The sequence below is a fragment of the Agarivorans aestuarii genome, from assembly GCF_019670125.1.
Lineage (GTDB): Bacteria > Pseudomonadota > Gammaproteobacteria > Enterobacterales > Celerinatantimonadaceae > Agarivorans > Agarivorans aestuarii.
In genome coordinates this window covers 4,128,435-4,153,747 of sequence record NZ_AP023033.1, presented here as the reverse complement: position 1 = coordinate 4,153,747, position 25,313 = coordinate 4,128,435, and the positions used below count along the sequence as shown (strand labels likewise).

Here is a 25,313-nt window from a genome sequence, read left to right as displayed (position 1 = left end):
GCGCTATCTAGGGTTTGCTAAAGAGTATGGCGAAATGCTTAGCGGGTAAAGTGGAATTGCTAAGCTAAAGTAGTGAAATGTTTCAACTAACTGCAGGTGCTTTCATTTAGAGCGTACACCTTGACCTTGTTTCCGCCTTGGCGTTTGGCTTGGTACATTGCTTCATCGGCTTGTTTAATAAGTTTGGATAAATCTTGAGTTTTTAAGTTTGACGCTACGCCAAAGCTGGCACTCATGTAGAGCTTACCCTTGCTGGTTTTTAGCGCTTGCTGATTGAGTTGAATGCGGATCCTGTTTGCTAATGCATTCGCTTGCTGTGCGTTGGCTCCGTTCAGCGCTATTACAAACTCCTCGCCACCAAAACGGCCAAATAAATCGCCGACACGCAGGTTATCTAGGGCTATCTCTGAAAAGTGCATTAAGGCTAAGTCGCCGTTGTCGTGGCCGTAGTCATCGTTAATGCTTTTAAAACGGTCTAAGTCGATAAACACAACGCTAATTTCACCACCAGAAAACTGCGCGCGTTTGGTCATTTTTTCTAGCTGTTTTAAAAAGTAGCTGCGGCGCATTGCTCCAGTTATATCGTAATTGGCGAGCTGTTCTAATTGAATGATTTGCCGCCAATGCAGTAAAAAGTAAAACACGTAAGTTTGCAGTGCGTTTCCGGCGAATATGGCTAACGAGAGCAAGGTAGGCACGCCAAGCAATAAACCCTGGTTTTGCGGCGTATGTTGCATGGTGATGTAAACCCTGAGCAGTAAACAAGTACCAAAGAATAAGTACAAGCCAATGACCAGCCACAAGGCATGATTGTGTTGTTGGCGCCAATAGCGAAAGTACAGATAGGCACAGTAGAAACAGCATAGCGCAAGGGTGCTTGAAAATAAGGTAATACGAGATTGGCTAGAAGGCTCAATCGAGATGAAATAAAACATCAGTGCGCAATACAATAACAGCGCTATCGACAGAAAATTACGGTTAAAGCGCTGTTTTAAGTAATGGTGATGACCCGCAACGATAAGCAGGAATGAGCCAGCAAATAAGGTATTTTGTAACAACAACTCCGTGGCCGAGGGTTGCCTGGAAAGCAGCACCACCAGCAAGGCACACACTTGAGTGTAGGACGCCATAATCCAACAATCTAGCGCGGTTTTTTGCCCATGAAATACCCGAATAAGGGTGAGCACCACTGCCGACACCACGGTGACTAAAGTGGTTAAAATAAAATAGGTGAGTCCATCAACAACCATTAACGAGCGATTCCTTTCTGCTACACCCATAGTGTAGATGGCTGTTTTATTTATACAAATTGAATGTTCTGAAGAAGGTGCTGTTCGGCCAAAAAACCAGCATTAAAGATAAGGGACCCAGAGCACTATAAAAGTACTCTGGGCGCTTTGGCCTATCGGCCTTTTAATAGATATAAGGTATTGCGATCGATAGTTTGATTAGCCGGTAGGATCTTTTGGATAACATGCTCGCCTTTAGCTGCTACGGCAAAATCATCATCATTAAGTACCGCTAGCTGATTGTCGGCGCGTAGCCACAAGCCTTCCAGTTTGTCGTGAGGGTAGGGGCTGGGCAAATCTACCAATAGATCATTCGCCAAGGTTTTTGTTACTGGCTTAATCCCTTGTTGAGCGAGTTCTTGCCAGCTCATTTGCTCTAGGGTTTTCCCTGCAAAGGTTAATCCTAGCTCGGCGTCTACATCGCCGCTTACATCGGTGGCTTGGCTTAAGTCAATTTGATAAATACGTTTGTATTTCGCCTGTTTTTTACCACTAGCACCGGCAAATCCACCGTCACGTTCTATGACCAAAAACTGTTGCTGGTTTAAGGCGACAATTTCTGAGTTAGAAAGGTTATGTGCTTCTTGCTGGTAAAGGTATTGCTTAGTTTTACCACTAGCGATATCAAAGCTTACGATGCGAGTAAGGTTTTTGTTGCTGATAGTTTTTTTACTTGGGTTGTAAAGTGTCGACTGCATAATGCCAAACAATACTTTCTCGTCTGGGCTAATTGCCAAGCCTTCCATTCCGCGATTAGCACGACGATTCGCCAATACCGCAGGTAGCTTTCTGCCACCAGTTCCGGTGCCAAAGGGATTAACACGCTCCAGTTCTACACCAGTGGCACTGTAATGAACAATATGCGGACCGTATTCATCACTCACCCAAAAGCTGCCATCTTTTAAGGCAACTAAGCCTTCACTATCTAAACCAAAAGGATCGGCTTTTAGTACCGACTTGTCGTTAGCGTAGGCTACTTCACCGGTATCGCCCATGCCTTTGGGGTTTGGTAAGCCAGAAATTAGTTTGCCATTTGGGTCCTTCAACAAAATTTCTTTTACTTGGTTTACCTCACCATTGGTAAAACTAAATAAACCAATGCGTGGTGTGTACTCCGGTGTTGGAAAGATCTTGCCTTTGCCTTCTGGCCCTTGGTACTTGGCGTTGGGGCCCCGGTCGGTAAGGGCATAAAAGTGATCGGCCAAATGCGGATGGGCGGTCATTGCAGATCCGTATCCGCCATTGCGGATTTCGGTGCCATTTTCCATGCTTGTTAACACTTGATAGGGCAAAGCCGCTGAAGATGCCTCATCTTTAGCTAATATTTGCGGGTTAGTTAACAAGAGTAGAGAGAGGGGGAGAATCAGCCGTGGGTTCATGTTTGCTTCCTTGCTATGATGTTTTATAAAAAAATAATACAAACATCAGGTTAATCTTTTATTACGCATTTTTTTGCACGAACAATGAGCTAAAAAGCCAAAATTAATAATGGCTTACAGTTTTTTGATGTGCGGAACATCGCACAATAACGACTAAAAAAGATAATCAACAAAATCCTTACTAGTCTTACTAGTACGGGAATTAGCGAGCTTTTGGGAAAAGGTAGCAAGGCATGTTGGGAAAAAGTATCAATCAAATCTCGGTTGTTCATCGTTTATATATTGGGTTTGCCGTTCTCACTTTGGTGATAGCGATGGGCGGCGGTGCCGCTTTCTTGCTGGCTCAGCAAATCAATTCAAGTTTCAATACACTTACTGACAACAGTGCAAGAACCCAGTTGCTTGCAAACCAGGTAGGTAGTCAAGCGCTTCGAGCGGGTATCTTGCTGTTAAGTTTGGAAAATGCCAGCAACTTAGATGAGCTGCAAAGTATTAATAGCCAAGCCGATGAATCACTAAATGATCTAGAAAGTCATGTGGCAGAGTTAGAAGCTCATGCCCAAAAGTTTAATATTAATGGGCTTTCGCAGTACTTAAATGACGTTAGCAATGTAGAAAACACCTTGGCCTCACAAGGTGGGCGATTAGCGCAATTACAAAATACTTACCTGCAGCAAGACGAAAAAGTACGTGATGATTTGAGTCAGTTTCTATTTCGCTTGTCTGATTTGAAAAGAATTGTGACCAAAGTGGCTAGCCCCGCGGCTGCTGAAGATTCATATATTGAAGATATTCTCACCATGGTCATGGACCGTTTTGGTTTGATGGAGTTCTTACTATCCAACATGGTGAATACTCGCGACCCGCAAAAAATCGCAGATTTGGTTAAGAAGATTCAATATAATAACCGTGTATTTAACGATGACTTTTCTTCATTAATTGATGAAGTAGAAGGCTTGGCGGACCCTCAAGTCGCGGACTTGGTTGCTGAGTTTAGCCGTCAAGTGAATGACCCAAGCGGTATTGTAGAGCGCTATGTAGATAGCCAAGAGACTATTGCTAATATCGCTATCCAAACTGTAGAAATTAACCGTCAGCTTTCTGGTTTAGATTCTACCGTTACTAAGATTGTTGATTTAGCTAACCAGCAAAGTGAAGTTGCCAGCGAGCAGGGTCGAAGCTTAATTCTTAATGCGCGCTCTATTACCGCGATTGTTGTGCCTTTGGTGATTATTTTTGCTATTGCCGTTGCTTACTGGTTAGCGAGTTTGATTCGTAAACCTCTAGAGCATACCCAATCACACATTCTACGATTGGCTGAGGGTGACTATAGCCAAATCATGAATGGTACATACTCTGGCGAGTTTGCGGTGCTGGTGGCAGCCATTAACCGAATGATTGAACAAGCTCGTGAGGTGTTTAGCCAAATTCAAAGTGCAGCTCACCAACTTAGCGATGTATCGGTTAAAAATAATGAAGCTTCAAGCGTGGTAAAAACCAAGCTTGATAAGCAAACAGCTGAACTGAGTAGTGTAGCAACTGCCGTGACTGAAATGGAGTCGGCAATTAAAGAAGTGGCTTCGAACACCGAAAGTAGCCGCGAGTTGTCGATGTCTGTTGAGAACAATATTGATCAAGGCCAGCAGGTAATGAATCAAAATATCGAAATGATCGATAGTTTAGATGATGCCTTGCAGAGCACTTCTGGCCAAGTGGATAAGCTAGCAGACGCCAGTAAACAAATTGGTTCTATTATCGAAGTGATCGATGGTATTGCCGAGAAAACCAACCTGCTAGCCTTAAATGCTGCCATTGAAGCGGCACGTGCCGGTGAGCAAGGTAGAGGTTTTGCGGTGGTTGCTGATGAAGTGCGCAGCTTGGCTAGCCAAACCACTAAAAGCACTGAGTCAGTGCGGGCAATGATTACTACCTTGCAACGCGAATCAACCCAAGTATTTGATGCAATGGCCGCTAGTCGCGAACAAATGAGTCAGTCAAAAGATCTGGCCGAGAAATCTCGCGAAGCGATTATGACAATCCGTACCGACATGAGCCAAATGCGCGAGATGACCGATCAAATTAGTGTGGCCGCTCAAGAGCAACATCATGTTGCAAGCGAAGTTACGCGTAATGTGAATGTGATTGCCGAGGTAGCAGAAGATAATTTTGAGCAAATAGAGCGAGTTGCTCAATCTAGCCAAGCGCTACAACAACAGGTAAATGATATAGAAACTATGTTAAAACGTTTTATATTGAAGTAAATTAGAGAGCCTTTTGGCTCGGTCTTTTGCGAGTGATTCGCTGAGGTTAGTTTATGTTCAATTTATCGCGTTTGTTGAGTCCCAAAACTCAACAATTGGCTGCTCTGGATTTAGGCAGCAATAGTTTTCATTTAATTATTGCTGACTGGGAAGACGGCGAACTTAAAGTTCGCGATAAAGTGAAAGAAATGGTGCGTTTGGGTTGGGGCTTGCAAGATGATGGTAGCCTCGACGCAGCCGCTTGGAATCGCGCTCAAGCATGTTTAGAGCGCTTTGGTGAGCGCCTTCGCGAGTTTAAGCCTGGCAGTGTTAGAGTTGTTGGCACCAAGACCCTGCGTAGTATTATTGACTCCAATGTCTTCCTACAAGCCGCCGAACAACGCCTTGGCCATCCTGTTGAAGTTATCTCCGGTGAAGAAGAAGCTCGTTTAATTTACCTTGGGGTTGCGCACTACATGGCGCCTACCAACGGCCCACGCATGGTCATCGACATCGGTGGCGGTAGTACTGAAGTCACCCTTGGTGAAGGCATGGAGCTAAAGCTGAAAGAAAGCTTAGACATGGGCTGTGTGTCTATCACTAAACGTTTCTTTAAAAACGGCCGAGTCACCAAAAACCGCTTACTAAAAGCCAGTGTCTATTGTTCACAACAACTATTGCCAGTGGCCGATGACTTCTTAGAACATAGTTGGAATGAGTGTTTAGGTGCTTCTGGCACCATAAAGGCAGTGGCGAAAGTTTGCTTAGAAAACCAATTTTGTGATGGTGAAATTCAACTCAAGGGTTTAGACGCGATTATTGAGCGCTACCTAGAAGCCGGTGAATGCAACTTGCCAATTAAGGGCCTATCGGAAGAGCGTCAGCCGGTATTTTTGGGTGGGGTTGTGGTTTTGCAGGCGCTATTCCAAGCTTTGAGCATTGACACCATGCACGCGGCAGAATCGGCCTTACGTGAAGGCTTGTTATATGAGCTAAAAGGCCGTTTAGAGCATAGCGATATTCGCCCAGCAAGTGTGCAAAAACTGGCCGAGCGCTACCACGTAGACAGCCAGTTTAGCAGCCGAGTAGATAGCACTTGTCAGTTATTGTTAAACCAAGTGGCAGAAACCTGGTCGTTGGATGAAGTAGAAACCACCAAGCTGTTAAATTGGGCTTCGCAACTATTTTTAGTGGGCCTAGATGTAGCACACAGTGATTATCATAAACACGGTGCTTATATTGTGGAGCATGTGGATCTTGCTGGCTTTTCCCGCATCGAGCAACAACAGTTGGCAGCCTTAGTTTTAGCGCATCGTAAGCGCATCCCAGTTAAACAGTTTCCGATGGAAAACGTAGACTTGCTTAAGGCGTGTTTGATTATTCGTTTATCAGTCATCTTTAACCGTGGAAAACGTCGTCAAACACTGCCGGAACTGCAGTTTAGAGCTGCTGGGCAACAAATGAGTTTACTGTTGGATCAAACCTGGCTGCAGAATAATCCTTTAACCCGCGCAGATTTAGAAAATGAGCAGCAATACTTGAGCCAGATAGATTATAAGCTAGATATTATTGAGCTCTAAAAAACAAAATGCAGTTCAATGGTGAGTTTCACCAGAACTGCATTTCACGTATTGAAAGCCCGCACTGCAGTGCGGGCTTTTTTATTAACGGTCTTTGTTGGTTGCGCTAATTTTGTGAATCGCTAAGTCAGCGCCGTGGAATTCGTCTTCTTCAGAAAGACGCAAGCCAGCAACTTTATCTACAATGCCGTAAACAATCACACCACCGATTAGAGCTACGGCCACACCAGCAAGGCTACCGATGATTTGGCTAATTAGCGATACGCCGCCTAAACCGCCTAGCGCTTGGCTACCGAAGATACCTGCGGCAACACCGCCCCAAACACCACATAAGCCGTGAAGTGGCCAAACACCCAATACGTCATCTAGGTTAGAACGCTGTTGTAACCAAGTGAATACCCAAACAAACAAGGCTCCAGCTACACCACCGGTTACCAACGCGCCAATGGGATGCATGAGATCTGAACCGGCACACACTGCTACTAGGCCAGCTAATGGACCATTGTGAACAAAACCAGGGTCATTGCGTCCAACCACTAGCGCAACAATCGTTCCGCCAACCATTGCCATTAAGGTATTAACTGCCACTAAGCCGCTGATGCCATCCATGGTTTGTGCAGACATTACGTTAAAGCCGAACCAGCCAACGGTTAGTACCCAAGCACCTAAAGCTAAGAATGGAATGTTTGAAGGGGCAAATGCCACGCCTGGCTTTCTGCCTTTACGTGCGCCAAGCACCTTAATCGCAACTAGCGCTAACCAACCACCCATTGCGTGTACTACTACCGAGCCGGCAAAGTCATGGAAGGCTGCACCAAACTGTGCTTCTAGCCAAGCTTGGAAGCCAAAGTTACCGTTCCAAATAATGCCTTCGAAAATTGGGTAAACCAAACCAACAATTAATGAAGAAGCGATTAAGAATGGGTAGAACTTACCACGCTCAGCGATACCGCCCGAGACAATGGCTGGAATGGCAGCCGCAAAGGTAAGTAAGAAGAAGAACTTCACCAGCTCGTAGCCGTTTCCTTCAGCGAGTACTTCTGCACTATTAAAGAAGTGGCTGCCGTAGGCTAGGTAGTAGCCAATAACAAAGTAAGCTACGCCAGAAAAAGCGAAATCAGTAATGATTTTAACCAAGGCATTCACTTGGTTCTTGTGGCGAACCGTACCTACTTCTAAAAAGGCAAAGCCTGCGTGCATGGCTAGAACCATAATGGCACCTAGCAGAATGAATAAAGTGTTTGCGCTCTGCGACAATACGTCGATAGCGTCACTAATATTATCCATTAAAAATACTCCCTAATATGTTTTCTTTTAGTATTGCTTGCGCCAAAAGTAAGCAATTATCAGACCTTTTTTGTCAGTTTGAAAACAGAAAAGCACTAAGTTGATGCAATTAAAGGCTTTTAACTTGATGATAACAATGGCTTTACATGTTTTGGTGCTAATTTGGTGCGTAATTTCAATTGCTCAATTTACTATTTGAACCTATTTGGTGCGTGTGTGTTTTATCTTGGTGCTTTGGGTGGGGGTGATAGATCAATTTAAAAAGCTGTACCTCGAACTTCATTCATCGACCATAAAGAATGGCTCAGTTTAGTTCAGCTTCGAAAAACGAAGGCTTTGTTAGTGGCCTTTACGTGAGCTAATGAATAGTTCTGTTACTTACTCTGGTCTTACTAAGGCAAGGTGGAGCATATTTTCTATAATGAATTGAATCGTCGGAAAAAAGACATAGGGGTGGCAATGGGCCAATGGCATGAGTTTTATCGAGCGGCCAACTTTGTAGAAGCGCGATTACTGCAAGGTATGCTAAGCAAAATGGGCATTGAGAGCCGTGTTGATGGAGAGTACGCAATGGCCGCAGCTGGCGAGCTCCCTATGGACGTTGTACAAGTCACTTTGATGGTGGAGTTAGCCCAGTGGGATAAAGCCAAGCAAGCAGTTAAAGAATACGAAGTAAATAGTGTGGCCGAATGGACATGTGCTAAGTGCCAAGAAATAAACCCTGGAAGCTTTGATTATTGCTGGTCTTGCGAGCAAGAAAAAAGCGCAAAATAACACTCAAAAAGATGCGCTTGTTGGTACTTAGTGGTATGCTTAAAAAGTATACAGCTAGGATGGCTGCTCCAGTAAATGTTATGTTGAGGATATCCAATGGCTATCAATCAGGTTTCAAGCTCCGTTTCTCCGTCCGATTTTTATATGGATCAAGCGAAGAAGCGCCAAGAAGAACAAGATGAAAAACTTGCTTCTGGTAAGCGTATTAACACGGCGGCAGATGATCCTGCAGGCTTACAGATTTCTAATCGCTTAACCACTGGTATTAGCGAGCAAGAAGCTTACGCTAATATCTATCAAAACCAAGTTAGCCTTAACAATATTGAATCTGCTCAACTACAGGGCACTACCGAGCTATTGCAGCAGAACCAAGCGTTGGTTGTACAAAGTGGTAATGGTATTTATAACTCTGACGATATTGCCGCTTTGCAAGCTCAAGTTGATGCCAACACTGCCGCTATTCCCAACGCCACCGATCTTGGCGTAGATAATGTTGATCTTAACGATCCTGCCACAGCTCAAGCAGCGTTGCAGGGGGGCCAGCAAACTACCGATGCCAATCAAGCTGAACTGGGTGCGTCTAGTAATGCGGCAGAGTCTGCTTATCGCTCTACCCAAGCTGCCATCGAGGCACAAAGCGCAGCGCGTTCTCGCATACTAGATACCAACTATGCGCAATCAACTTCGCAACAAGCCCAAAACGATGCCTTGTTGCAAAGCTCTATTCAGTCTTACCAACAACAATTGGCCTCCAAGAACATTGAGAAGCTTATCTAGCTTGTTCTAACGCAACAAACAAACGGCGTGGCACTGGTAAAGTGAACGCCGTTTTTTAATGGAGGTAATAATGAGTCAGTCGATTCACGGGCATCAAGTGATGCAGTTGATGTTAGAACAAGGTGGTAGTTTCACTTCTGCGTCTCTAGAGGCGTTAATGAAAGAAACATTTGGTGAAGACAGTGAGTACCATACTTGTCGTCAAAAAGGCATGAACGCCCAGCAATTGATCGTGTTCTTAGCAGAACGTGGCAAGTTCATCGAAGCAAAACAAGGCTTTACTACTGCTGAATCAAAGATCTGCTCTCACAAATAAACCTTCCTTATATGGGCCATTTCAGGCCCTTTTCATATATAAACGACTATTAATTTAGTTATAACTGATATTACTTACTATTTATCACTCTTACGGTGTTTAATTCATCTTTCTTTGCTGTTTTCCCATCTTATCTGGAATAAACATCTATAATTTCTTATGCACCTAGGCTTTTTGTCTTAACGGAATAAGTAGTTTAATTTAATAAGATTTCTAACAATATTTAAACATGTGTTTTAATTGTTTGGGGCTTGTTTAACAACAAAGAAGTAATTTAAACATTCAGTTGATGGTGCCGATACATAAGCTATCGATACTTGTATTTACATGGAGTGGTATAAATGGATTTGGCTAGACGTCTAAAAATAAGCCATAAGGTTGGGATCTTGGCGGCAATTGCTGTTGTTGGGTTTGCAATCTACTTGGTAAACAACATGCAAGTTCAGCAACAAAGCCAGTTCAATATTGAACAAATCAGAGATCAGTACTTCCCAGCCTTAGACACCGCAACGGTTGCGCAAAACACCCTATATAACGTAGACCAATTGCTACAAACAGCAGTAACCACCGGTGAAGAAGAATCATTGGATGCGGCTGATGAGCAAAATCAGCTGTTAAACGATAAGCTAAATGAGCTAATTACAATTCTGCCTAGCGCTAGGCAAGACGTAGAACAATTGCAAAGCCTACAAAATAAGTATTACGGCCAAGCTAGAGGCATTGCCATGAGCTTGGTGGATGGCAGTGCCGACTTTGCCACTTTACCTGCCAAGGCAGAGCGCTCCGCCGCTGTACTGCAAGAGCTGACTCAAGGTTTGGCAAGTTTGCGGGTAAACACCGAAAAAGCCTTTAACGAAACCATAGATGGCACCATTGCGAGTTCTCAGTCTGCGGTTACCACTGGTATTATTTTGGGCGTGGCCACCATTGTAGTGGTTATCTTTGTCGGCATTATGACCACTCGCAGTATTGTTAACTCGATTGCCCAAGTGACTTCATCATTGCGTGAAATCGCCGAAGGTGAAGGGGACCTTACCGTTCGTGTTGACTACGACGGTAAAGATGAAATAGCCACGCTGGTTCATTGGTTCAATCAGTTTATTAGTAAGATGCAAATTAGCATTGCTACAACCACCGAAACCGTGCAAGCCCTTCAAGATGTGTCTACTCGCTTAATGGAAACCAGTAAACATACTGCGAGTAGTATCGAGTCTCAAAATCACTCGGTAGATGCAGTCAGTGCGGCAATTCAAGAAATGACCGCTAGTGTGCACCATATTGCTGACTTTGCCTCGCAAGCTTCTCAAGAAGCGTCTTCTGCAAACAGTTCCGCGCAAGAAGGCAACCAAGTTGTAGAAAATACCATCTCAGTAATTAACGATTTAGCTGAAGAAGTGAACGGTACGGCACAAGCGATTAACCAGCTTGAATCTTATACCAGCAATGTAGGTGTGATTTTAGATGCGATTCGCGGCATTGCAGAGCAAACCAATTTGCTAGCCTTGAATGCTGCTATTGAAGCAGCACGTGCCGGCGAACAGGGACGAGGCTTTGCGGTAGTAGCCGATGAAGTTCGCACCCTTGCCTCGCGCACCCAAGACTCGACTCAAGAAATTCAACAAGTATTAGAAGAGCTACAAAAAGGCTCAGGGTCGGCTGTTGAAGCAATGAACCGTGGTATTGAACAAGCCGGCTTAAGTGTTGAGCAATCTGCCCAAGCGGGTAAATCACTAATGGATATCACCGGTAAGGTGGAATCCATTCATGCTGTGAACGAGCAAATTGCAGCAGCAACAGAAGAACAAACTAAGACCTCGGATCTCATTCACAACAGCGTGAATGACATTCAACAAATATCTCTCGCAGTGGCAAAAAGTTCTAGCGAAATAGACAACGTTAGCGAGGATGTAAGGCAAGTAACTCAACGATTAAGTGAAGTTATTAGCCAATTTAAAGTGTAAATAAAAAAACTATAAAAGAAAGGAGATGCCCCATGGATTTAAGGGCGTGGCAGGCGTTACCAATATGCTTATTGAGTGGCGCAGTAATGGCAGACGAAGCTCTCGAGCAACGAGTAAATGATCTCGAGCAAGAGGTGCAGGTTCTAAGAGAACAAAATCAAGATAATGCCTTTGATAGAATCAGCTTTAACGGTTTCTACAGCGTGGGCATCAATCAAGCTAACAATAACCTAGGCTATGCCGGTTCTACCGATGAGTACGATTTTAATAATCTTACTTTGGTGGGCCTACAGGGTGACTTTGCTTTAGCCGACAGTACCAGTGTAACGGTGCAGTTAGTGGCACGTGGTGAAGATGACTTTAGCCCAGATGTTGAATGGGCTTACTTAAAGCACACCTTTGATAACTACATTACAGTGCGTGGCGGTAAACTTCGCTTACCTATGTATATGTACTCTGATTATCTAGAAGTGGGTTACGCACAACCGTGGGCTCGCCCGCCAGAAGAAGTATATGGTTTTGTGCCATTTAACTCTTTTGTTGGTGTTGATGGTAGCTACGACTTTGAGTTTGATAACTCAACCCTAACGGTACAGGGCTTTTGGGGACAGTCGGAAGAAGATGGCACTGACTATGATGATATCTTAGGTGCTAACTTAACTTGGGCCATTGATGACTTTACATTACGTGCGGTATACGGCGTAACAAAAATCACTGTGTCACCAACCAACCAACCTGACGCACAGGTACTTGAAGATAAAAACAAGTCTGACTTCTTAGGGCTTGGATTTAGCTATGACAATGGTTCATTGCTAGTGGTGTCGGAAGCTACGCGTGCAACTGTTGAAGGCGGTTATTCAGATGTAGATTCTGGCTACCTCACCTTGGGTTACCGCTTTGGCAAAGCCATGCCTTATGGCACGGTTGCTGGTATGAAAACTCAAGATGATGACGAGCGCGTGGATATTCAGCTACCCGTTGGCCCAGGTGGCTCTTTAGTGCCAGTGGACTCTTCATTCATCTACAGCGGTAAACGTACTTCGTACTCTTTAGGTTTGCGTTACGATTTACTGTCTAACCTAGCAGTGAAGTTTGACGCTACTTTAGTGAATGGCTTTGGTGATACTAACGGCTTGCTTGAAAGCAAAGTGGCTGGTGCAACCGAAGATAGCACTACGGTTTACAGCATTGTATTTGACGGCGTATTTTAGGAGGAGTCATGAAAAAACTATTGTTGGCTCTGTCTTTGAGCGTATTTAGTCTAAGTAGCTTGGCTGCTCCGGTAGTAATAGCAAACCCTGCAGGCCCTGATGCTTTATCAAAAGCAGAAGTGAAAAAGTTGTTTTTAGGTAAGCTTAAAAAGCTACCTAATGGCACACCACCAGTGGTGATTGAATATAAAGAAGGCGACGCATTACGTGCTAGCTTTCACGATGCTGCAACCGGTAAAAGTGAAGCCCAGCTTCAAGCTTATTGGTCAAAGTTAATCTTCACTGGTAAAGCTAAGCCGCCTAAAACGGCTGCTTCTCCGTCAGTTGCTGTGTCAGAAGTTGCTGGCAATGCCGCTGCTATAGCCTATGTTGACGAAGCGGATGTAACCGATGCAGTAAAAGTCGTTTATAAACCGTAAATAAAGCTAAGCTATAAAAGAGTCAGGGTGTTATGCTCTGGCTCTTTTTTATTTCTTAGACAAAATAGTCGTTATTTAGTGAGTTAGCCAATGGATATGTTATCAGCAGCAGTGATGTTGTTTTTGATTATGGATCCGCTAGGAAACCTTCCAGTGTTCCTTAGCATGGTCAAACATCTTGACCCCAAACGTCGGCGAATCGTTTTACTACGAGAGCTGGTGTTTGCCCTTACTGTTATGTTTGCCTTTTTGTTTGCTGGTGAGCAAATCCTCGGTTTCTTAAATCTTCGACAAGAAGCGGTAAGCCTTGCTGGCGGGATAATTCTATTCCTTATTGCCTTGAAGATGATTTTCCCTCAGCCCGGTGGTGTTGCTGGTCTCGCTGCGGGTGAAGAGCCCTTTTTAGTGCCGATGGCCATCCCAATGATTGCCGGACCTTCGGTACTTGCATCGTTAATGCTGCTGGCAAATCAAGATGGAAGTCGGATGCTAGATTGGTCTTTGGCGCTACTCATTGCTTGGGGCATTAGCGTAGTGATCTTCTTATTTAGTGGGGTGCTTCTAAAACTGCTAGGAGAGAAAGGATTAAAAGCCATGGAGCGTTTAATGGGCATGTTGCTTATTATGCTTGCGGTGCAAATGTTCCTTGATGGAATAGCCGATTATTGGCAATCACTATAAGCAGAATGGCTAGCCTTGCGGATTCCAGCTTTAAACTGGTAATCCGCAAGTGTATTAAGCCTGTTGATCTCTAAAGAAAAATTAACCGCGAAAGATTAACAGATCCTAGTAAGGGTGATTAATACCTAAACGAAAAATGCTGTCATCGCCGCTGGTAGCAAAATCTCCACGTAACACCACCCCTTCCAGCATTACTCTAAGGCTCCCGCCTATGCTGTATTTCATATCTTGGTGTAAGGTTGCCAAGTTGTATTCATCGGCCACTCGGCCAATTTCAGCAAAGGCGACCCAGTACCAAGCTGGTACGTTAAACCAATTTACAATCGGCACTTTAGGCAGCGGGTTCCAGTTGGGTGTAAAGCGGTATTCTGCCGAATAATAGATCATCGAACGGTCGTGATAACGAGCGGTTTCATAGCCTTTGAGCCTGTCCATCCCCCCTAAGCGGGAGCCAGCAAACCAGGCAGGGCGATGATATTGCTGTTCGCCATTGTTGTAGGAACTGTGGTTCCAAGTGGGTGTATCAGAGGTGGCAAAGCCAAACGCCAATACTTGGCTTTGTGCCCAAGAGGTTTTTGGTAAACTGATGTACTTAGAGGCCGAAAGTTCCCACATCGTCCACGAAGGTCGCTCACTACCGCCCCAATCACGGCTTACATTTAAGCGCTGTCGGCTACCTGCTGTTGGGTTTTGATGGTAGTTACGATTATCGTACTCAAGTTCTAAGGTAAGGCCCGCCGAGGTATTCGAATCTTGCAGTTGGTTATATTCACTAACGTCTTGTTTCCAATAAAAAGGTTCAAGTTGAATAATGGTGCGGCCGCTGGTGAGTGGGTTCCATTCTTTCGCGCCTGCTTCGTAACCTTCCATTACTTCACCGCGGTTCACTCTAAAGGTGTGAACTGCTGAGTTTTTACCGTGGCCTAGAGGCAGTAAATAGCGAAATCTAAAGCGATACTCTTGGCCTTTGCTGTGGGTATAAACACGGTTCTCTTGGCTTGAATCATTACTACCTGCTCGCTCTCCTGGGTAATCCGAATTACCGTTAATATATTGCGGATCACGAGTAAAATTAGTTTGATACAAAGTGGTATCAAAAAAGATCCGGTCAGCAAAAGGCATTTGATAGTCACCGCTATACAAAAAGCCCATCCAGCTATCGTTACTGGTTACTGTCGCCGTTGCCACCATGCTAGAGCTGGGCTGAATATGCCCTGCCGCGCCAACGCCAATACCCACGCCCCACTGAAGGTTTTCGGTGTAATAGGCATAGGGTAGTACTTGGGTCCAAGCTCCGCTGCGTTGATGTTTAGCATCATCAATGACCGTAACGCTCATCGCCCAACTAGGCAGACTTACAAAGCAAATACTCGCCAATAGTAACTGGCGTGTAATCAAGAGTCTTTCCCAGTCATACGTTTGTGAATTTGCCACATAGCAAAAAAGCCAAAGAACAAAATTTGTAGATTATCACCCTTCTTCAACACGCCAGCTTCAACTAAAGTACCGCGAATGGATAACAGCTGAACGCCGTGCAGCAATAACAAAAAGCCACCCACTAGCGGCAATATCCAATTGTATGGTGGAACAAAAATAATTGGGCTGAGTAGCATTGCTAACCACATGGCAGCCATAAACAGTTTGCCAATTTTAATAAACATAAATAAGGCTCTTAAGTTAGTTGGTATAAACGGTAGCTTACTTGGCCTGCTTGTTTTTCTTTTATGCAGTGCCAGTTTGCGGGTAATTGGGGCTCGTTGGCTTCGTTCTCAAATTCAAGATAAACCAGGGCGTCGGGTTTTAGCCAGCCATTGTCATTTAACATTGCGCAGCTAGGTGCTAGTAGCTCGCAACGAAACGGCGGGTCAATAAATACTATGTCGTAGGCTTCGCTTGGTGTTTGCTTTAGCCATTGCAGGGCATCTTGATTTATTAGCTTTGCTTGCTCGCTGCTAAGTTCTAACACTTGTAAATTGGCCTTAAGCTGCTTAGCGGCTTGCGCATCTTTCTCTACAAAGGTGGTAAAACTAGCAAAACGCGACAAGGCCTCAAAACCTAAGCTGCCGCTTCCAGCAAAAAGATCTAAGCAATGGCTGTTGTGCAAATAGGGGCTTAACCAGTTAAATACGGTTTCTTTAACTCGGTCGGTCGTTGGGCGTAAGCCTTGGCTATTCAGCACCTTGAGCTTTCGCCCGCGCCATTGACCGGCAATTATGCGTACCTGACCGCTGCCATTATTAGATTTGTTACTTTGATTTGAATGTTTTCTTGAGGAAAGCCGTGCCATTTACTTAGACCATTGAGAAACTGTGATAATATCCGAGCAATATTGATTGGACGTTGGCATTGTAACAGCCAACGTCGTTTACTGGTAAAAAAGGTTTTGCAGTAATGGCAAAAAAGAAGGGCCTATTTTCTTGGTTTGGCCGAAAAAAAGATGACGAGCAACAACAATCAAGCGATCCCGCCGCAGAACAACAAGATACTCAGCAAGCTGAGTTAGACGCGCAAGCAGAACGCGAAGCACAGGCAGAACGCGAAGCCCAAGCAGAACGCCAAGCGCAAGCAGAACGTGAAGCACAAGCAGAACGCGAAGCCCAAGCAGAACGCGAAGCACAAGCAGAACGCGAAGCACAAGCAGAACGCGAAGCCCAAGCAGAACGCGAAGCTCAAGCTGAACGCGAAGCTCAAGCAGAGCGAGAAGCCCAAGCAGAACGTGAAGCACAAGCAGAACGCGAAGCCCAAGCAGAACGTGAGGCCCAAGCAGCACAAGAGGCCGAACTAGCGGCACAGGCTGAACAAGAAGCCGAGCTAGCTGCAGCGTCGCAAGCTGCTGAGCCAGTGAAAAAAATGGGCTTGTTTGCCCGTTTGCGTGCTGGCTTAAGGCGCACCCGTAAGAATTTTGGTTGGGGTTTCTTTTCTCTCTTTAAAGGGCGAAAGATTGATGATGAGCTGTTTGAAGAATTAGAAGAACAGTTATTGGTGGCAGATGTTGGCGTTGATACCACGTTAAAGATTATCGAAAACCTCACCAGTCACGTTAAACGTAGCGACCTACAAGATGGTGAAGCCTTATACCAGCAACTAAAACTCGATATGGCAAGTATGCTTAATCAAGTTGAAGCGCCTTTAGATTTAGATAGTAGCGACGGACCGTTTGTTATCTTAATGGTTGGGGTTAATGGTGTGGGTAAGACCACCACCATTGGTAAGCTTGCCAAGCAATATCAAAGTAAGGGTAAATCGGTGATGTTGGCCGCGGGTGATACTTTCCGCGCCGCAGCGGTAGAGCAGCTGCAAGTGTGGGGTGAACGTAATCAGATCCCGGTAATTGCACAACACACTGGCGCCGACAGTGCTTCGGTAATTTTCGATGCTTTTCAAGCAGCTAAGTCACGAAATGTAGATGTATTGATTGCCGATACAGCAGGTCGCTTGCAAAATAAAGCGCATCTAATGGAAGAGTTGAAGAAGATTGTACGAGTAATGAAAAAGCTCGACGATGCCGCTCCTCATGAAATTATGTTAACTATTGATGCCAGCACTGGCCAAAATGCCATTAGCCAAGCTAACTTATTTAACCAAGCGGTGGGCTTAACGGGTTTAACACTTACCAAGTTAGATGGCACCGCTAAAGGTGGGGTAATTTTTGCCTTAGCCGACAAGTTTGCTTTGCCTATTCGTTATATTGGTGTGGGTGAAGGCATTGATGATTTACGCGAGTTTGAGTCACAACCCTTTGTTGATGCGCTATTTAGCAGCGAAGAGAGTGAAGAGGCGTAGTTAAGCGCTGCCTAAACAGTAAAAAAGGTCTAGGAATGATCCGGTTTGAGCAAGTAAGTAAAATTTATCCAGGTAGCCAGCGAGCCTTACAAAAAGTCTCGTTTCAACTAGAACAGGGAAAAATGGCCTTTTTAACCGGCCACTCTGGCGCAGGAAAAAGTACCTTGCTCAAACTTATCACCGCCATGGAGCGCCCCAGCGACGGTAAAGTATGGGTAAATGGCGATGATATTAGTCGTATCACTCATCGAAAAATTCCTTATCTTCGCCGTCAAATGGGTGTGATTTTTCAAGATCACAAACTGCTAATGGACCGCACGGTATTCGACAATGTTGCTCTGCCTTTAGTGATTGAAGGCTATAGCATGGGCAATATTAAACGCCGTGTTGCCGCTGCCCTCGATAAAGTGGGGCTGTTAGATAAAGCTAATTGCACTCCGGTTATTCTCTCTGGTGGTGAGCAGCAGCGAGTAGGCATTGCGCGCGCTGTAGTCAACAAACCTGCTATTTTGATCGCCGATGAGCCAACTGGTAACTTAGACCCAGCATTGTCCTTAGAGATTTTCCGCTTATTCGAAGAGTTCAACCGCGTGGGTGTTGCGGTACTTATCGCAAGTCACGATTTAAGCCTAATCGCTAAAATGCACTATCAGCGACTTATTCTCCAAAATGGTCAGTTGCTTAATGCCTCTCAAGCAGAGGAGGTGCAGTAATGGCTGGCGCTAAACCGCAAGTGAAAGTCGCGTTTCCGGTACGCTTTATGATGTTTTGGGTACGCCATCTACAGCAATGTATTGCCAGCTTAGGCGAGCTTTGGCGCACCCCTGCTAGCTCAATGCTTACTTTAGCGGTAATCGGCGTTTGTTTGGCTTTGCCTGCAAGCTTTTATTTGGCCACCAAAAATGTTCAACAGCTTACTGCTTACTGGAAAAGTGATGCTCAAATTAGTTTGTTTCTAAAACAAAACGTTACCGAGCAACAGCGCGATTTATTGCAAAAAAATATATCCAGTATGCAGCAAGTGGCCGCTGTAGAGCTGGTTACCAAGCAACAGGGCTTGGCCGAGTTTCAAGCCAACAGCGGCTTTGAAGACGTACTTGCTTTATTACCAGAAAACCCCTTGCCCGATGTATTGCTGGTGCTGCCAAGTGCCGAGTACAGTTCAGCTAGCGCTGCAAAAACCTTACTCGACAGTTTGCAAGAGCATAGCTTGGTTGAAGAAGGCCGTTTAGATGTTGAATGGCTTCAACGTTTAGACACCATTGTAAGCATGCTGCAGCAAGCCGCTTGGCTGCTGATTATACTGTTGCTCACTGCGGTGGCTTTAATTGTAAGTAATACCCTGCGATTAAACATTCTCAATCGTCGTAACGAAATCGAAGTTATGAAGTTGGTCGGCGCCACCGACGCCTTTATTCAACGGCCGTTTTTATATACCGGATTTTGGTTTGGCATTGTAGGCGGCTTAATGGCTTGGGTATTGTGTAATATTCTGCTTATTTGGACCGAGTACGCCCTGCAGCAAATCGGTTTGTTGTACCAACAAGACATTTACCTCTCGGGTCTAAGCATTCAAGAGTTTGGCTGGTTAATCTTATTTGCAACTTTACTGGGTTTAGGTGCATCATGGTTCTCGGTAAATCGCCATATTAAGCAGATAGAGCCGAGCTAGTGCTGTATGCAGGCAAGCATTACACTTGTCTGCTTTATTGCGTTTCGCCTCTCGGCGACATCATTTTCTTTGAACAGCCAAAGAAAACGAAGCAAAAGAAAGGCTGCCCCACATTATCTTTTTTCCTCGTTACTCAGTGCCAAGCGCGCCTGTGCAACTCGCTACGCTCAAACAATGCTCGGCTTAATCGCTTAGCACTTGCGTGACTCGGCGATAATGAATGGGAGGGAAGAGTAAACAAGAGAAAACTATATTTATTGAGCTAGTTGTGGTTATTAAAAGTATTGTTAGAGCATGATTGTTTTAGGCTTTTTAATACTTGCTGGCTTATCTGTGTATAGTAATCCAGCTACCTTACAAGGTTGCTAAGCTTGCAGGGTCGCAATAATCAAATGTTGTATGCTCATGGAGGAGTTATGCCATTTACTATTGGTTTTAAAACTTCTAAGTTTGATGTCTCTAAAGAAGATGAGAATCCGATCAATCCCATCTATGGACAGTCGTTACTGGTTTGGCTTGAAAAAGAGCTTCCTACTGAACTTGGTTTTGATCATCCTGATGCAGAAGATTGGGGGTGGTATAGTCTTCTTGAATGGAAAGGACGAGAGTATTTAGTTGGGGCTATTGCTTATTTTGAAGATGGCGACGATCCAACTTCTGAGCTTGAGTGGGTATTCCAAGTTGATAAACATCGCTCATTTACTGAAAAGTTACTTGGACGAGAAAAGATGACTGCATCTGATGAGTGTTTACAATATTTCAAGTTACTCTTTGAAAAATCATGTGAATTTAATTGCGTAGCACTTGAAACCAGCATATAACAAGGCAATCGAGTTGGACAAAAACAACTGGCTTTTGTTCGTGCCTCACAAAGTATAGCCAGGTATTTTTTGTCACTTATTGCTGCGATATATTACTGATTGATATTCGGAGAAAGAATGGAACTACGAGAAATTTCCCCGGCTGAAAATGCTACTGCTGAAGAATTTCTTCAAGTTGCCTACCCTGAGCAAAGAAAGATCGCGGAACGTATCCGAAAGCAGAAACAAAATGGAGAACGTACTCTGCCATCCGCAACGCTTGTAGATGATTCCGTACTGCTCAATCATGAGTTTCGTAAAGCTTTGATAGACAAAGTTGCCTCATTGGTGGACGAAAACCTTTTTGGTCGTTCCGAAATGTGCCAGCAATTTGCAATGTTGCTCAGTTTAGCCTTGAATCATATTGGTATTTACTCAAAGGTCATGCTTGGAAAAGCAACATACAGTAATGGTTTTTCGTGGGTGCATTATTGGGTTGCAACTAAAGATGAAATTGTTGACGCCAATACAGATAGTATGGCCGAAAATCCAGTTGTGCCAAACGGCTTAACACCTCCGCCTTATTGGGGGAGTATGTTTAATGTCCCAAAAGACCGCAAACTTAAACCCAAGTCTAATGCGAAAACCCCAAGGGACACAGATGTTAAAGACATTTGGTGGCCAGAACTAAAAGAGTGGGTTTCGCAATATAACAATTCAAATCCAGCCGGCCGCTAATGTGCTCGCTCATTGAGGTATAAACTCCTAAGTCTTAAGGCGTTTTGTCTCAAATTATTTACTATTGCTAATCCGGTGCCAACTTCCGCTTCCATTTATCGCTCTTCCAGCGGCGCCAGTTTATTTGGCTACGTAGGAACTCGTCTACCATGCCTGCGAGTAACACCGCATATAAACCATAACCTAGGTAAACTCCGGTAAAGTAGGCCAGTGGTACTGAGAATAGCCAAGTAACCGCAATGGCGTTACCGGTAACAAACACTGCGTCACCACAACCGCGCAATACATTGCCGCTGATTATATTAATTGCCCTTAGCGGTTCGTTAAGGCTGTGAATCAAACATACCACCACGCCTAGGGCGAGTACTTCTGGGTTACTGGTAAATAAACCCAGTAAGCTTTGGTGAAAGATAAAGATAATGCTGGCAACAATAGCCACCGCTATTAAGCCCCAGCGCATGCCTTGGCGCATTTGTTGGTGGCAGCGTTCAAAATGGCCAGCACCTGCAAGTTGGGTTACCAGCATGGTATTGGCAATGCCTATTGCTACCAGCATCATGGTGCAGTAAACATAGATATTGAGTGCGTAAATGCGCACAGTGAGAGAGGTTTCGCCTAGCTGTACAATCATCAAGTTCATGACCATCACAAAGCTTTGGTAAGAAAATGGCTCTAGCGCTGAGGGCACGGCAATTTTTAGAATAGGCTTTAAGCTAAGGCTGGGCTGTTTTAAGGCGTCAGCCAAAGGCAATTTCACTTTAATCAGAAATAGCACCACCACTAAACTAAAACTTAAGCTAAGCACCCAAGCAATTAAACTCGCAATGGCCACCCCGGTTACGCCCATTGGGCTTACACCAAACCAACCCAGCACTAATATTCCGTTACCCACGATGTTGGTGACCAGCATCAGCGCTGCGGAGATAGTGTTCCAGTGGGATTGCCCGTAACTATTACAGATATTGGCCAGCGTCATGCGTAGGCCCATAAAGCCGACACCTGCGCCAGCTAACACCAAGTACTCTGCGGCCAAGTCACTCATTGCAGGTGGTAGGCTCATCCAATGACCGATGTTATTGGCTTGGGTAACAAAAAATAGGCCACACAGTAAACCCGCTAACACTCCTAAGATAAGCAGGCCTGCCAGCATTAAATTTGCGCGAGGGTAGTTTTGCTTGCCCATGTATTGTGAGGCTAAACTGGCACCTGCAATGCCAGTGGCGGAAAAGAACACGATGGCCATGGAAAACCACGGCATTACTGCGCCTACCGAGGCCGCGGCTTGGTCTGATACTTGGCTAAGAAAGAGTGCGTCAAACACCGGTACCGACATGTTTAGCATAAACTCGCCAAAGATCGGCAGAGCCATGCCAAATAGGCCTTTTTGTAAGGTTTTACTTTGAGTATTAGAAGGCATGCTGACCACAAACTAGCAAGAAATTGCGCTTATACTAGGCACTTCCTAGTAACTAGGCCTTTATGTAAATCAACTTTATGTTTATGAAAGTTAATTTAGTTGGTTGGCCCACTGCCATATTACCACTAGCAGCAAAAATAAGGTGGTTGATTGCCAAAAACGCACCGGATTACGCTCGATTAAGGGTTTGGCTTGATAGCTGGCTTTAAGTTTGGGGTTGGCATGTTGTAAGTCATGAATAAGCTCCGACAAACTCTGATAACGCTGCTGTGGTTTAGGGTGGCAGCCTTGCTCTAAGGCGGCGTCTAACCAGTCGGGCATGTCATTGCGGAAATGCTGAATGTTTTGATAATGCCAGTCGCTGTAATTTCGCTGAGCAATGTGCTCACGGCTGGCTTGTTTGTTGGGCGGGCATGCAGGGTTTCACTGACGCGGCATTGGGCGATTTTATTACCAAGCGACATTAGCGGAGGAATTGGCATGTGTAATATATTCTATTCAGTGACGTGATTTACACGCAGGCAGAACAGTTCAATTCAATTCAATGTGTTGGCCCTAGAGGACTGGCATCTAGCCTAATTTTTTTATTGTTGAATAAAGCGATGAGCACTTAAGCTTCTAGTCGTTTGAAGTGGTTTTCTAGCCATGCCTCTATGGCATTTTCAGGTAACGGTTGACTAAATAGGTAGCCTTGCATTTTCTTGCAACCAAGTTGTCGTAGATAGTTGGCTTGTAGCTCGGTTTCGATGCCTTCTGCGATCACCTCTAATTGATAGTGTTCAATTAGCGTGAAGATAATATCAATCATGGAATTATCTGTCGCTTCTCCAATCGCTTGCACGAAGCTACGATCAATTTTAAGAATGTCTACAGGGAAGCTCATTAGCTGATTGAAAGCGGTATAACCGGTACCAAAATCATCTAAAGATAAGCGCAGTCCCAGCGCTTTCAGCTTGTTTAAAGCCAGCAGCGTTTTCTCATTTATATCAACGAGGCTTGTTTCGGTAATTTCTAGCTCTAAGTACTTCGCCTGAACGTGATATTTGCCAAACAGTGCTTTAAGTTGCTGAGGAAACTGGTCGTTTTGTAATTCCATTGCAGAGACGTTTACCGCAATAGAGCCGTTAAATTGGTGACGCGTTTGCAACTGCTCTAACTTACTAATAGCCCGTTCTAGTACCCACATGTCAATTCTCTTGATTAAGCCACAGCTCTCTGCGATTGGGATAAAGCGATCTGGCCCAATGCCTTTGCTTTGCAAGGCAGGGCAGCGTATTAATACTTCAAAGCCAACGGTTTGCAGCGTGTCGGCATCAATGACGGGTTGGTAGACTAATTGGAAAGTTTGCTCCTGCAAGCTTAGTTCAAGTGTATCTTCAATCATCGCACGTTCGCGCATCGCTCTCGCAATATCTTCATTGAAGAGCTGGAAGCGATTCCTGCCCCGCTTTTTGGCTTGGTACATTGCTGCGTCGGCGTGGTTGAGGATGCTCTCTAGGCTCTCGCCATCCTGCGGGATTAGAGCAATACCTATACTGGCATGTACAGGGTGATTGTGGCCGTTGACTTCAATACCGTTTTTTAAAATATCTAAGATTCGTTGAGCCACCTTCGCTGCAATCTCTGGAGAGCGTAGGTTGTTGAGAATTACTGCAAATTCGTCTCCGGCTAAGCGAGATACGTGGCGTTGGTCTCTCTTAACTACAGTGTCATTTGGCCTAACTGTATTCACCAGTTTTGCTGCAAACAGCTGAAGTAGTCGGTCTCCTTCATTGTGCCCATAGTGATCGTTAACTCGCTTAAAGTTATCTAAGTCAATGTAAAGTAAAGCTGAGGTACTTCCCTCTTGGCTTGCTCGAGCGATATGGCGCTGTAATTGTTGATGAAAACTTTGTCGGTTAGAGAGCCCGGTAAGCGAGTCGGTTTCGGCCTGCTCATAAAGTAGGTCAAACAGCTCTAGGTAGCCGTTGTTAAGTTGGGCTACTTCATTTCGGCTATTTTTGTAACGTAATGACAATGTCTCTGACGTTTTGCTGCTGTTGATGTCAGCAAGTACTCCTTGAATAGGAGCGAGCACTTGTTTTTGAATGATCAGGCTAATTAATAAAAAAGTGAGCAGAGCCAAGGCTAGAGCGCTAAGTGCAACTTGTTGTTGTAAGTCTGTGATGGCAGATACTTTAGCTGTCTCTAGCTCAATTTTTGCCTGCATTAATGCATGCTCGATTTTAATCACTAAAGTCGCATCGCGCCAATGGCTAGTGATTTTTGCTTCACTGGTGTCAAAGCTTGCATCCGAGCTAACCGAAATGTCTATTGATAGCTGTTCGTAGCGTTGCTTAAGTTTAGGTAAGGTGTCCTTGATTGAGGTTACATCGGCTATGATGATCCCAAAAAAATAGTCGGGGTCATTGGCGATACTTGTATCTCCTAATAACAGATGGGAAGAGACCGCCCTAGCTAAGGCAAACTTGATTTCGCCATTGTTATCACGGTAGAGCAAGTTCATTCCTGAAGGGGAGTTGGCTACGGCTGATTGGGTGTTCAGTAAATGTTTTTTAAGCCAATTTGGAACAGTTAAGCCTGAAAATGGATCTTGGCCACCAACCACTAATTTGGTCTGTAGGGCTTTGGTGGTAATGGCAATAAGTGAAATATTGGGCTGGCTTCTTTGTAGTCGCCCTGCGATACGATGTAGATCCATTTCATGGGTATAACGAGTGAATTCATCGGTATTTAGTTCGTCATAGTCGAGTGCATTTAAATACCTAATGCTTTGGGCACTGCTTAGAAAACGGGCCAAAGCCGAGTGGCTATACTTCACTTCTTCTTTCATTTGACGAACTAAGAAGCCAACTTCTTGCTCTAAACCACTTTGTAAGCTGGTGCGAGTGAGTTGAGCTAAGCCGAGGTAGGTGAACCAAGCGGCAGAAAACACCACAAGTAATATTGTAGGGAGCAGCATGACCAAAAGACGTTGGCTTAAGCTCAT

23 protein-coding genes are annotated in these 25,313 nt (G+C 44.7%); 14 read left to right on the top strand and 9 right to left on the bottom strand.

Translation table 11 applies throughout. The annotated features are described in order from the left end of the window. Window positions 1-86: 86 nt before the first annotated feature. Window positions 87-1,250: a GGDEF domain-containing protein gene (locus K5609_RS19240; protein WP_221075028.1), complete on the bottom strand. Its 1,164-nt coding sequence runs from the start codon at window positions 1,248-1,250 to the stop codon at window positions 87-89. A 152-nt stretch (window positions 1,251-1,402) separates the two neighbouring features. Next, the gene (locus tag K5609_RS19235; RefSeq protein ID WP_221075027.1) at window positions 1,403-2,668 is read right to left on the bottom strand and encodes an esterase-like activity of phytase family protein; all 1,266 of its coding nucleotides are present in this window, start codon (window positions 2,666-2,668) and stop codon (window positions 1,403-1,405) included. A gap of 233 nt (window positions 2,669-2,901) precedes the next feature. Here K5609_RS19235 and K5609_RS19230 point away from each other — a divergent pair, with 233 nt between their 5' ends. Both K5609_RS19230 and K5609_RS19225 read left to right on the top strand, forming a co-directional pair. Then, the gene (locus tag K5609_RS19230; protein ID WP_221075026.1) at window positions 2,902-4,929 is read left to right on the top strand and encodes a methyl-accepting chemotaxis protein; all 2,028 of its coding nucleotides are present in this window, start codon (window positions 2,902-2,904) and stop codon (window positions 4,927-4,929) included. A gap of 53 nt (window positions 4,930-4,982) precedes the next feature. Further along, complete coding sequence (locus K5609_RS19225; RefSeq protein ID WP_221075025.1) at window positions 4,983-6,488, top strand: Ppx/GppA phosphatase family protein; 1,506 nt, start codon at window positions 4,983-4,985, stop codon at window positions 6,486-6,488. A gap of 84 nt (window positions 6,489-6,572) precedes the next feature. Here K5609_RS19225 and K5609_RS19220 read toward each other — a convergent pair whose 3' ends face one another. Continuing rightward, window positions 6,573-7,775: an ammonium transporter gene (locus tag K5609_RS19220; RefSeq protein ID WP_221075024.1), complete on the bottom strand. Its 1,203-nt coding sequence runs from the start codon at window positions 7,773-7,775 to the stop codon at window positions 6,573-6,575. 459 nt (window positions 7,776-8,234) lie between these two features. On the opposite strand from K5609_RS19220, the gene K5609_RS19215 reads away from it, so the two are divergent. From K5609_RS19215 to K5609_RS19185, 7 genes are all read left to right on the top strand, one after another. After that, a complete protein-coding gene (locus K5609_RS19215) occupies window positions 8,235-8,549 on the top strand; it encodes a putative signal transducing protein (RefSeq protein WP_221075023.1) in 315 nt (104 codons plus the stop codon). Window positions 8,550-8,645: 96 nt separating this feature from the next. Then, window positions 8,646-9,326 carry a flagellin gene (locus K5609_RS19210; RefSeq protein ID WP_221075022.1) on the top strand — a complete coding sequence of 227 codons (681 nt, stop codon included), beginning with the start codon at window positions 8,646-8,648 and terminating at the stop codon, window positions 9,324-9,326. Window positions 9,327-9,396: 70 nt separating this feature from the next. Continuing rightward, complete coding sequence (locus tag K5609_RS19205; RefSeq protein WP_016402283.1) at window positions 9,397-9,642, top strand: YecH family metal-binding protein; 246 nt, start codon at window positions 9,397-9,399, stop codon at window positions 9,640-9,642. Between the two features lie 341 nt (window positions 9,643-9,983). Beyond that, window positions 9,984-11,603 carry a methyl-accepting chemotaxis protein gene (locus tag K5609_RS19200; protein WP_221075021.1) on the top strand — a complete coding sequence of 540 codons (1,620 nt, stop codon included), beginning with the start codon at window positions 9,984-9,986 and terminating at the stop codon, window positions 11,601-11,603. A gap of 32 nt (window positions 11,604-11,635) precedes the next feature. Beyond that, complete coding sequence (locus K5609_RS19195) at window positions 11,636-12,814, top strand: hypothetical protein (RefSeq protein WP_221075020.1); 1,179 nt, start codon at window positions 11,636-11,638, stop codon at window positions 12,812-12,814. Window positions 12,815-12,822: 8 nt separating this feature from the next. Continuing rightward, window positions 12,823-13,233, top strand: coding sequence for a phosphate ABC transporter substrate-binding protein (locus tag K5609_RS19190; protein WP_220720108.1), 411 nt, complete (start codon window positions 12,823-12,825; stop codon window positions 13,231-13,233). 90 nt (window positions 13,234-13,323) lie between these two features. After that, window positions 13,324-13,914 carry a YhgN family NAAT transporter gene (locus tag K5609_RS19185; RefSeq protein ID WP_016402279.1) on the top strand — a complete coding sequence of 197 codons (591 nt, stop codon included), beginning with the start codon at window positions 13,324-13,326 and terminating at the stop codon, window positions 13,912-13,914. Between the two features lie 105 nt (window positions 13,915-14,019). Here K5609_RS19185 and K5609_RS19180 read toward each other — a convergent pair whose 3' ends face one another. Genes K5609_RS19180 through rsmD form a run of 3 tightly spaced genes read right to left on the bottom strand, consistent with a single transcriptional unit; the run spans window position 14,020 to window position 16,201 of the window. Beyond that, complete coding sequence (locus tag K5609_RS19180) at window positions 14,020-15,312, bottom strand: BamA/TamA family outer membrane protein (RefSeq protein WP_221075019.1); 1,293 nt, start codon at window positions 15,310-15,312, stop codon at window positions 14,020-14,022. Further along, complete coding sequence (locus K5609_RS19175) at window positions 15,309-15,575, bottom strand: DUF1145 domain-containing protein (protein WP_221075018.1); 267 nt, start codon at window positions 15,573-15,575, stop codon at window positions 15,309-15,311. The genes K5609_RS19180 and K5609_RS19175 overlap by 4 nt, the downstream gene beginning before the upstream one ends. Before the next feature lie 11 nt (window positions 15,576-15,586). Continuing rightward, window positions 15,587-16,201 (bottom strand): 16S rRNA (guanine(966)-N(2))-methyltransferase RsmD, encoded by a 615-nt coding sequence (gene rsmD / locus K5609_RS19170; RefSeq protein WP_040307299.1) that lies wholly within the window; start codon window positions 16,199-16,201, stop codon window positions 15,587-15,589. A gap of 104 nt (window positions 16,202-16,305) precedes the next feature. Between rsmD and ftsY the strand changes: the two genes are divergently transcribed. The 5 genes from ftsY (at window position 16,306) to K5609_RS19145 (ending at window position 20,907) form a co-directional block, all read left to right on the top strand. Next, window positions 16,306-17,697 carry a signal recognition particle-docking protein FtsY gene (gene ftsY / locus K5609_RS19165; RefSeq protein ID WP_221075017.1) on the top strand — a complete coding sequence of 464 codons (1,392 nt, stop codon included), beginning with the start codon at window positions 16,306-16,308 and terminating at the stop codon, window positions 17,695-17,697. 35 nt (window positions 17,698-17,732) lie between these two features. After that, a complete protein-coding gene (gene ftsE / locus K5609_RS19160) occupies window positions 17,733-18,410 on the top strand; it encodes a cell division ATP-binding protein FtsE (protein WP_016402274.1) in 678 nt (225 codons plus the stop codon). Further along, on the top strand, window positions 18,410-19,369 hold the full coding sequence (gene ftsX, locus K5609_RS19155) for a permease-like cell division protein FtsX (RefSeq protein WP_152783351.1): 960 nt from the start codon (window positions 18,410-18,412) through the stop codon (window positions 19,367-19,369). The genes ftsE and ftsX overlap by 1 nt, the downstream gene beginning before the upstream one ends. Window positions 19,370-19,785: 416 nt before the next feature. Continuing rightward, window positions 19,786-20,190 carry a hypothetical protein gene (locus K5609_RS19150; protein WP_221075016.1) on the top strand — a complete coding sequence of 135 codons (405 nt, stop codon included), beginning with the start codon at window positions 19,786-19,788 and terminating at the stop codon, window positions 20,188-20,190. 117 nt (window positions 20,191-20,307) lie between these two features. Beyond that, complete coding sequence (locus K5609_RS19145) at window positions 20,308-20,907, top strand: hypothetical protein (RefSeq protein WP_221075015.1); 600 nt, start codon at window positions 20,308-20,310, stop codon at window positions 20,905-20,907. Between the two features lie 67 nt (window positions 20,908-20,974). Here the strand turns inward: K5609_RS19145 and K5609_RS19140 are convergent, their stop codons facing one another. The 3 genes from K5609_RS19140 to K5609_RS19130 all read right to left on the bottom strand — a co-directional run bounded on the left by K5609_RS19140 (window position 20,975) and on the right by K5609_RS19130 (window position 25,313). Continuing rightward, entirely contained in the window at window positions 20,975-22,324 is a 1,350-nt protein-coding gene (locus K5609_RS19140) for an MATE family efflux transporter (RefSeq protein WP_221075014.1), read from the bottom strand. 90 nt (window positions 22,325-22,414) lie between these two features. Then, entirely contained in the window at window positions 22,415-22,645 is a 231-nt protein-coding gene (locus tag K5609_RS19135; protein WP_221075013.1) for a hypothetical protein, read from the bottom strand. A 289-nt stretch (window positions 22,646-22,934) separates the two neighbouring features. Then, complete coding sequence (locus K5609_RS19130) at window positions 22,935-25,313, bottom strand: putative bifunctional diguanylate cyclase/phosphodiesterase (RefSeq protein ID WP_221075012.1); 2,379 nt, start codon at window positions 25,311-25,313, stop codon at window positions 22,935-22,937.

Excerpts from the sequence above, each read along its gene's own strand:
- K5609_RS19175 (WP_221075018.1), bottom strand. The coding sequence starts at position 15,575 with ATGTTTATTAAAATTGGCAAACTGTTTATGGCTGCCATGTGGTTAGCA.
- K5609_RS19200 (WP_221075021.1), top strand. The coding sequence starts at position 9,984 with ATGGATTTGGCTAGACGTCTAAAAATAAGCCATAAGGTTGGGATCTTG.
- K5609_RS19195 (WP_221075020.1), top strand. The coding sequence starts at position 11,636 with ATGGATTTAAGGGCGTGGCAGGCGTTACCAATATGCTTATTGAGTGGC.
- K5609_RS19210 (WP_221075022.1), top strand. The coding sequence starts at position 8,646 with ATGGCTATCAATCAGGTTTCAAGCTCCGTTTCTCCGTCCGATTTTTAT.
- K5609_RS19225 (WP_221075025.1), top strand. The coding sequence starts at position 4,983 with ATGTTCAATTTATCGCGTTTGTTGAGTCCCAAAACTCAACAATTGGCT.
- K5609_RS19235 (WP_221075027.1), bottom strand. The coding sequence starts at position 2,668 with ATGAACCCACGGCTGATTCTCCCCCTCTCTCTACTCTTGTTAACTAAC.
- rsmD (WP_040307299.1), bottom strand. The coding sequence starts at position 16,201 with ATGGCACGGCTTTCCTCAAGAAAACATTCAAATCAAAGTAACAAATCT.
- K5609_RS19240 (WP_221075028.1), bottom strand. The coding sequence starts at position 1,250 with ATGGTTGTTGATGGACTCACCTATTTTATTTTAACCACTTTAGTCACC.
- K5609_RS19145 (WP_221075015.1), top strand. The coding sequence starts at position 20,308 with ATGGAACTACGAGAAATTTCCCCGGCTGAAAATGCTACTGCTGAAGAA.
- K5609_RS19230 (WP_221075026.1), top strand. The coding sequence starts at position 2,902 with ATGTTGGGAAAAAGTATCAATCAAATCTCGGTTGTTCATCGTTTATAT.
- K5609_RS19150 (WP_221075016.1), top strand. The coding sequence starts at position 19,786 with ATGCCATTTACTATTGGTTTTAAAACTTCTAAGTTTGATGTCTCTAAA.
- K5609_RS19130 (WP_221075012.1), bottom strand. The coding sequence starts at position 25,313 with ATGAGCTTAAGCCAACGTCTTTTGGTCATGCTGCTCCCTACAATATTA.
- K5609_RS19190 (WP_220720108.1), top strand. The coding sequence starts at position 12,823 with ATGAAAAAACTATTGTTGGCTCTGTCTTTGAGCGTATTTAGTCTAAGT.
- K5609_RS19185 (WP_016402279.1), top strand. The coding sequence starts at position 13,324 with ATGGATATGTTATCAGCAGCAGTGATGTTGTTTTTGATTATGGATCCG.
- K5609_RS19135 (WP_221075013.1), bottom strand. The coding sequence starts at position 22,645 with ATGCCCGACTGGTTAGACGCCGCCTTAGAGCAAGGCTGCCACCCTAAA.
- K5609_RS19220 (WP_221075024.1), bottom strand. The coding sequence starts at position 7,775 with ATGGATAATATTAGTGACGCTATCGACGTATTGTCGCAGAGCGCAAAC.
- ftsY (WP_221075017.1), top strand. The coding sequence starts at position 16,306 with ATGGCAAAAAAGAAGGGCCTATTTTCTTGGTTTGGCCGAAAAAAAGAT.
- K5609_RS19215 (WP_221075023.1), top strand. The coding sequence starts at position 8,235 with ATGGGCCAATGGCATGAGTTTTATCGAGCGGCCAACTTTGTAGAAGCG.
- K5609_RS19205 (WP_016402283.1), top strand. The coding sequence starts at position 9,397 with ATGAGTCAGTCGATTCACGGGCATCAAGTGATGCAGTTGATGTTAGAA.
- ftsX (WP_152783351.1), top strand. The coding sequence starts at position 18,410 with ATGGCTGGCGCTAAACCGCAAGTGAAAGTCGCGTTTCCGGTACGCTTT.
- ftsE (WP_016402274.1), top strand. The coding sequence starts at position 17,733 with ATGATCCGGTTTGAGCAAGTAAGTAAAATTTATCCAGGTAGCCAGCGA.
- K5609_RS19140 (WP_221075014.1), bottom strand. The coding sequence starts at position 22,324 with ATGCCTTCTAATACTCAAAGTAAAACCTTACAAAAAGGCCTATTTGGC.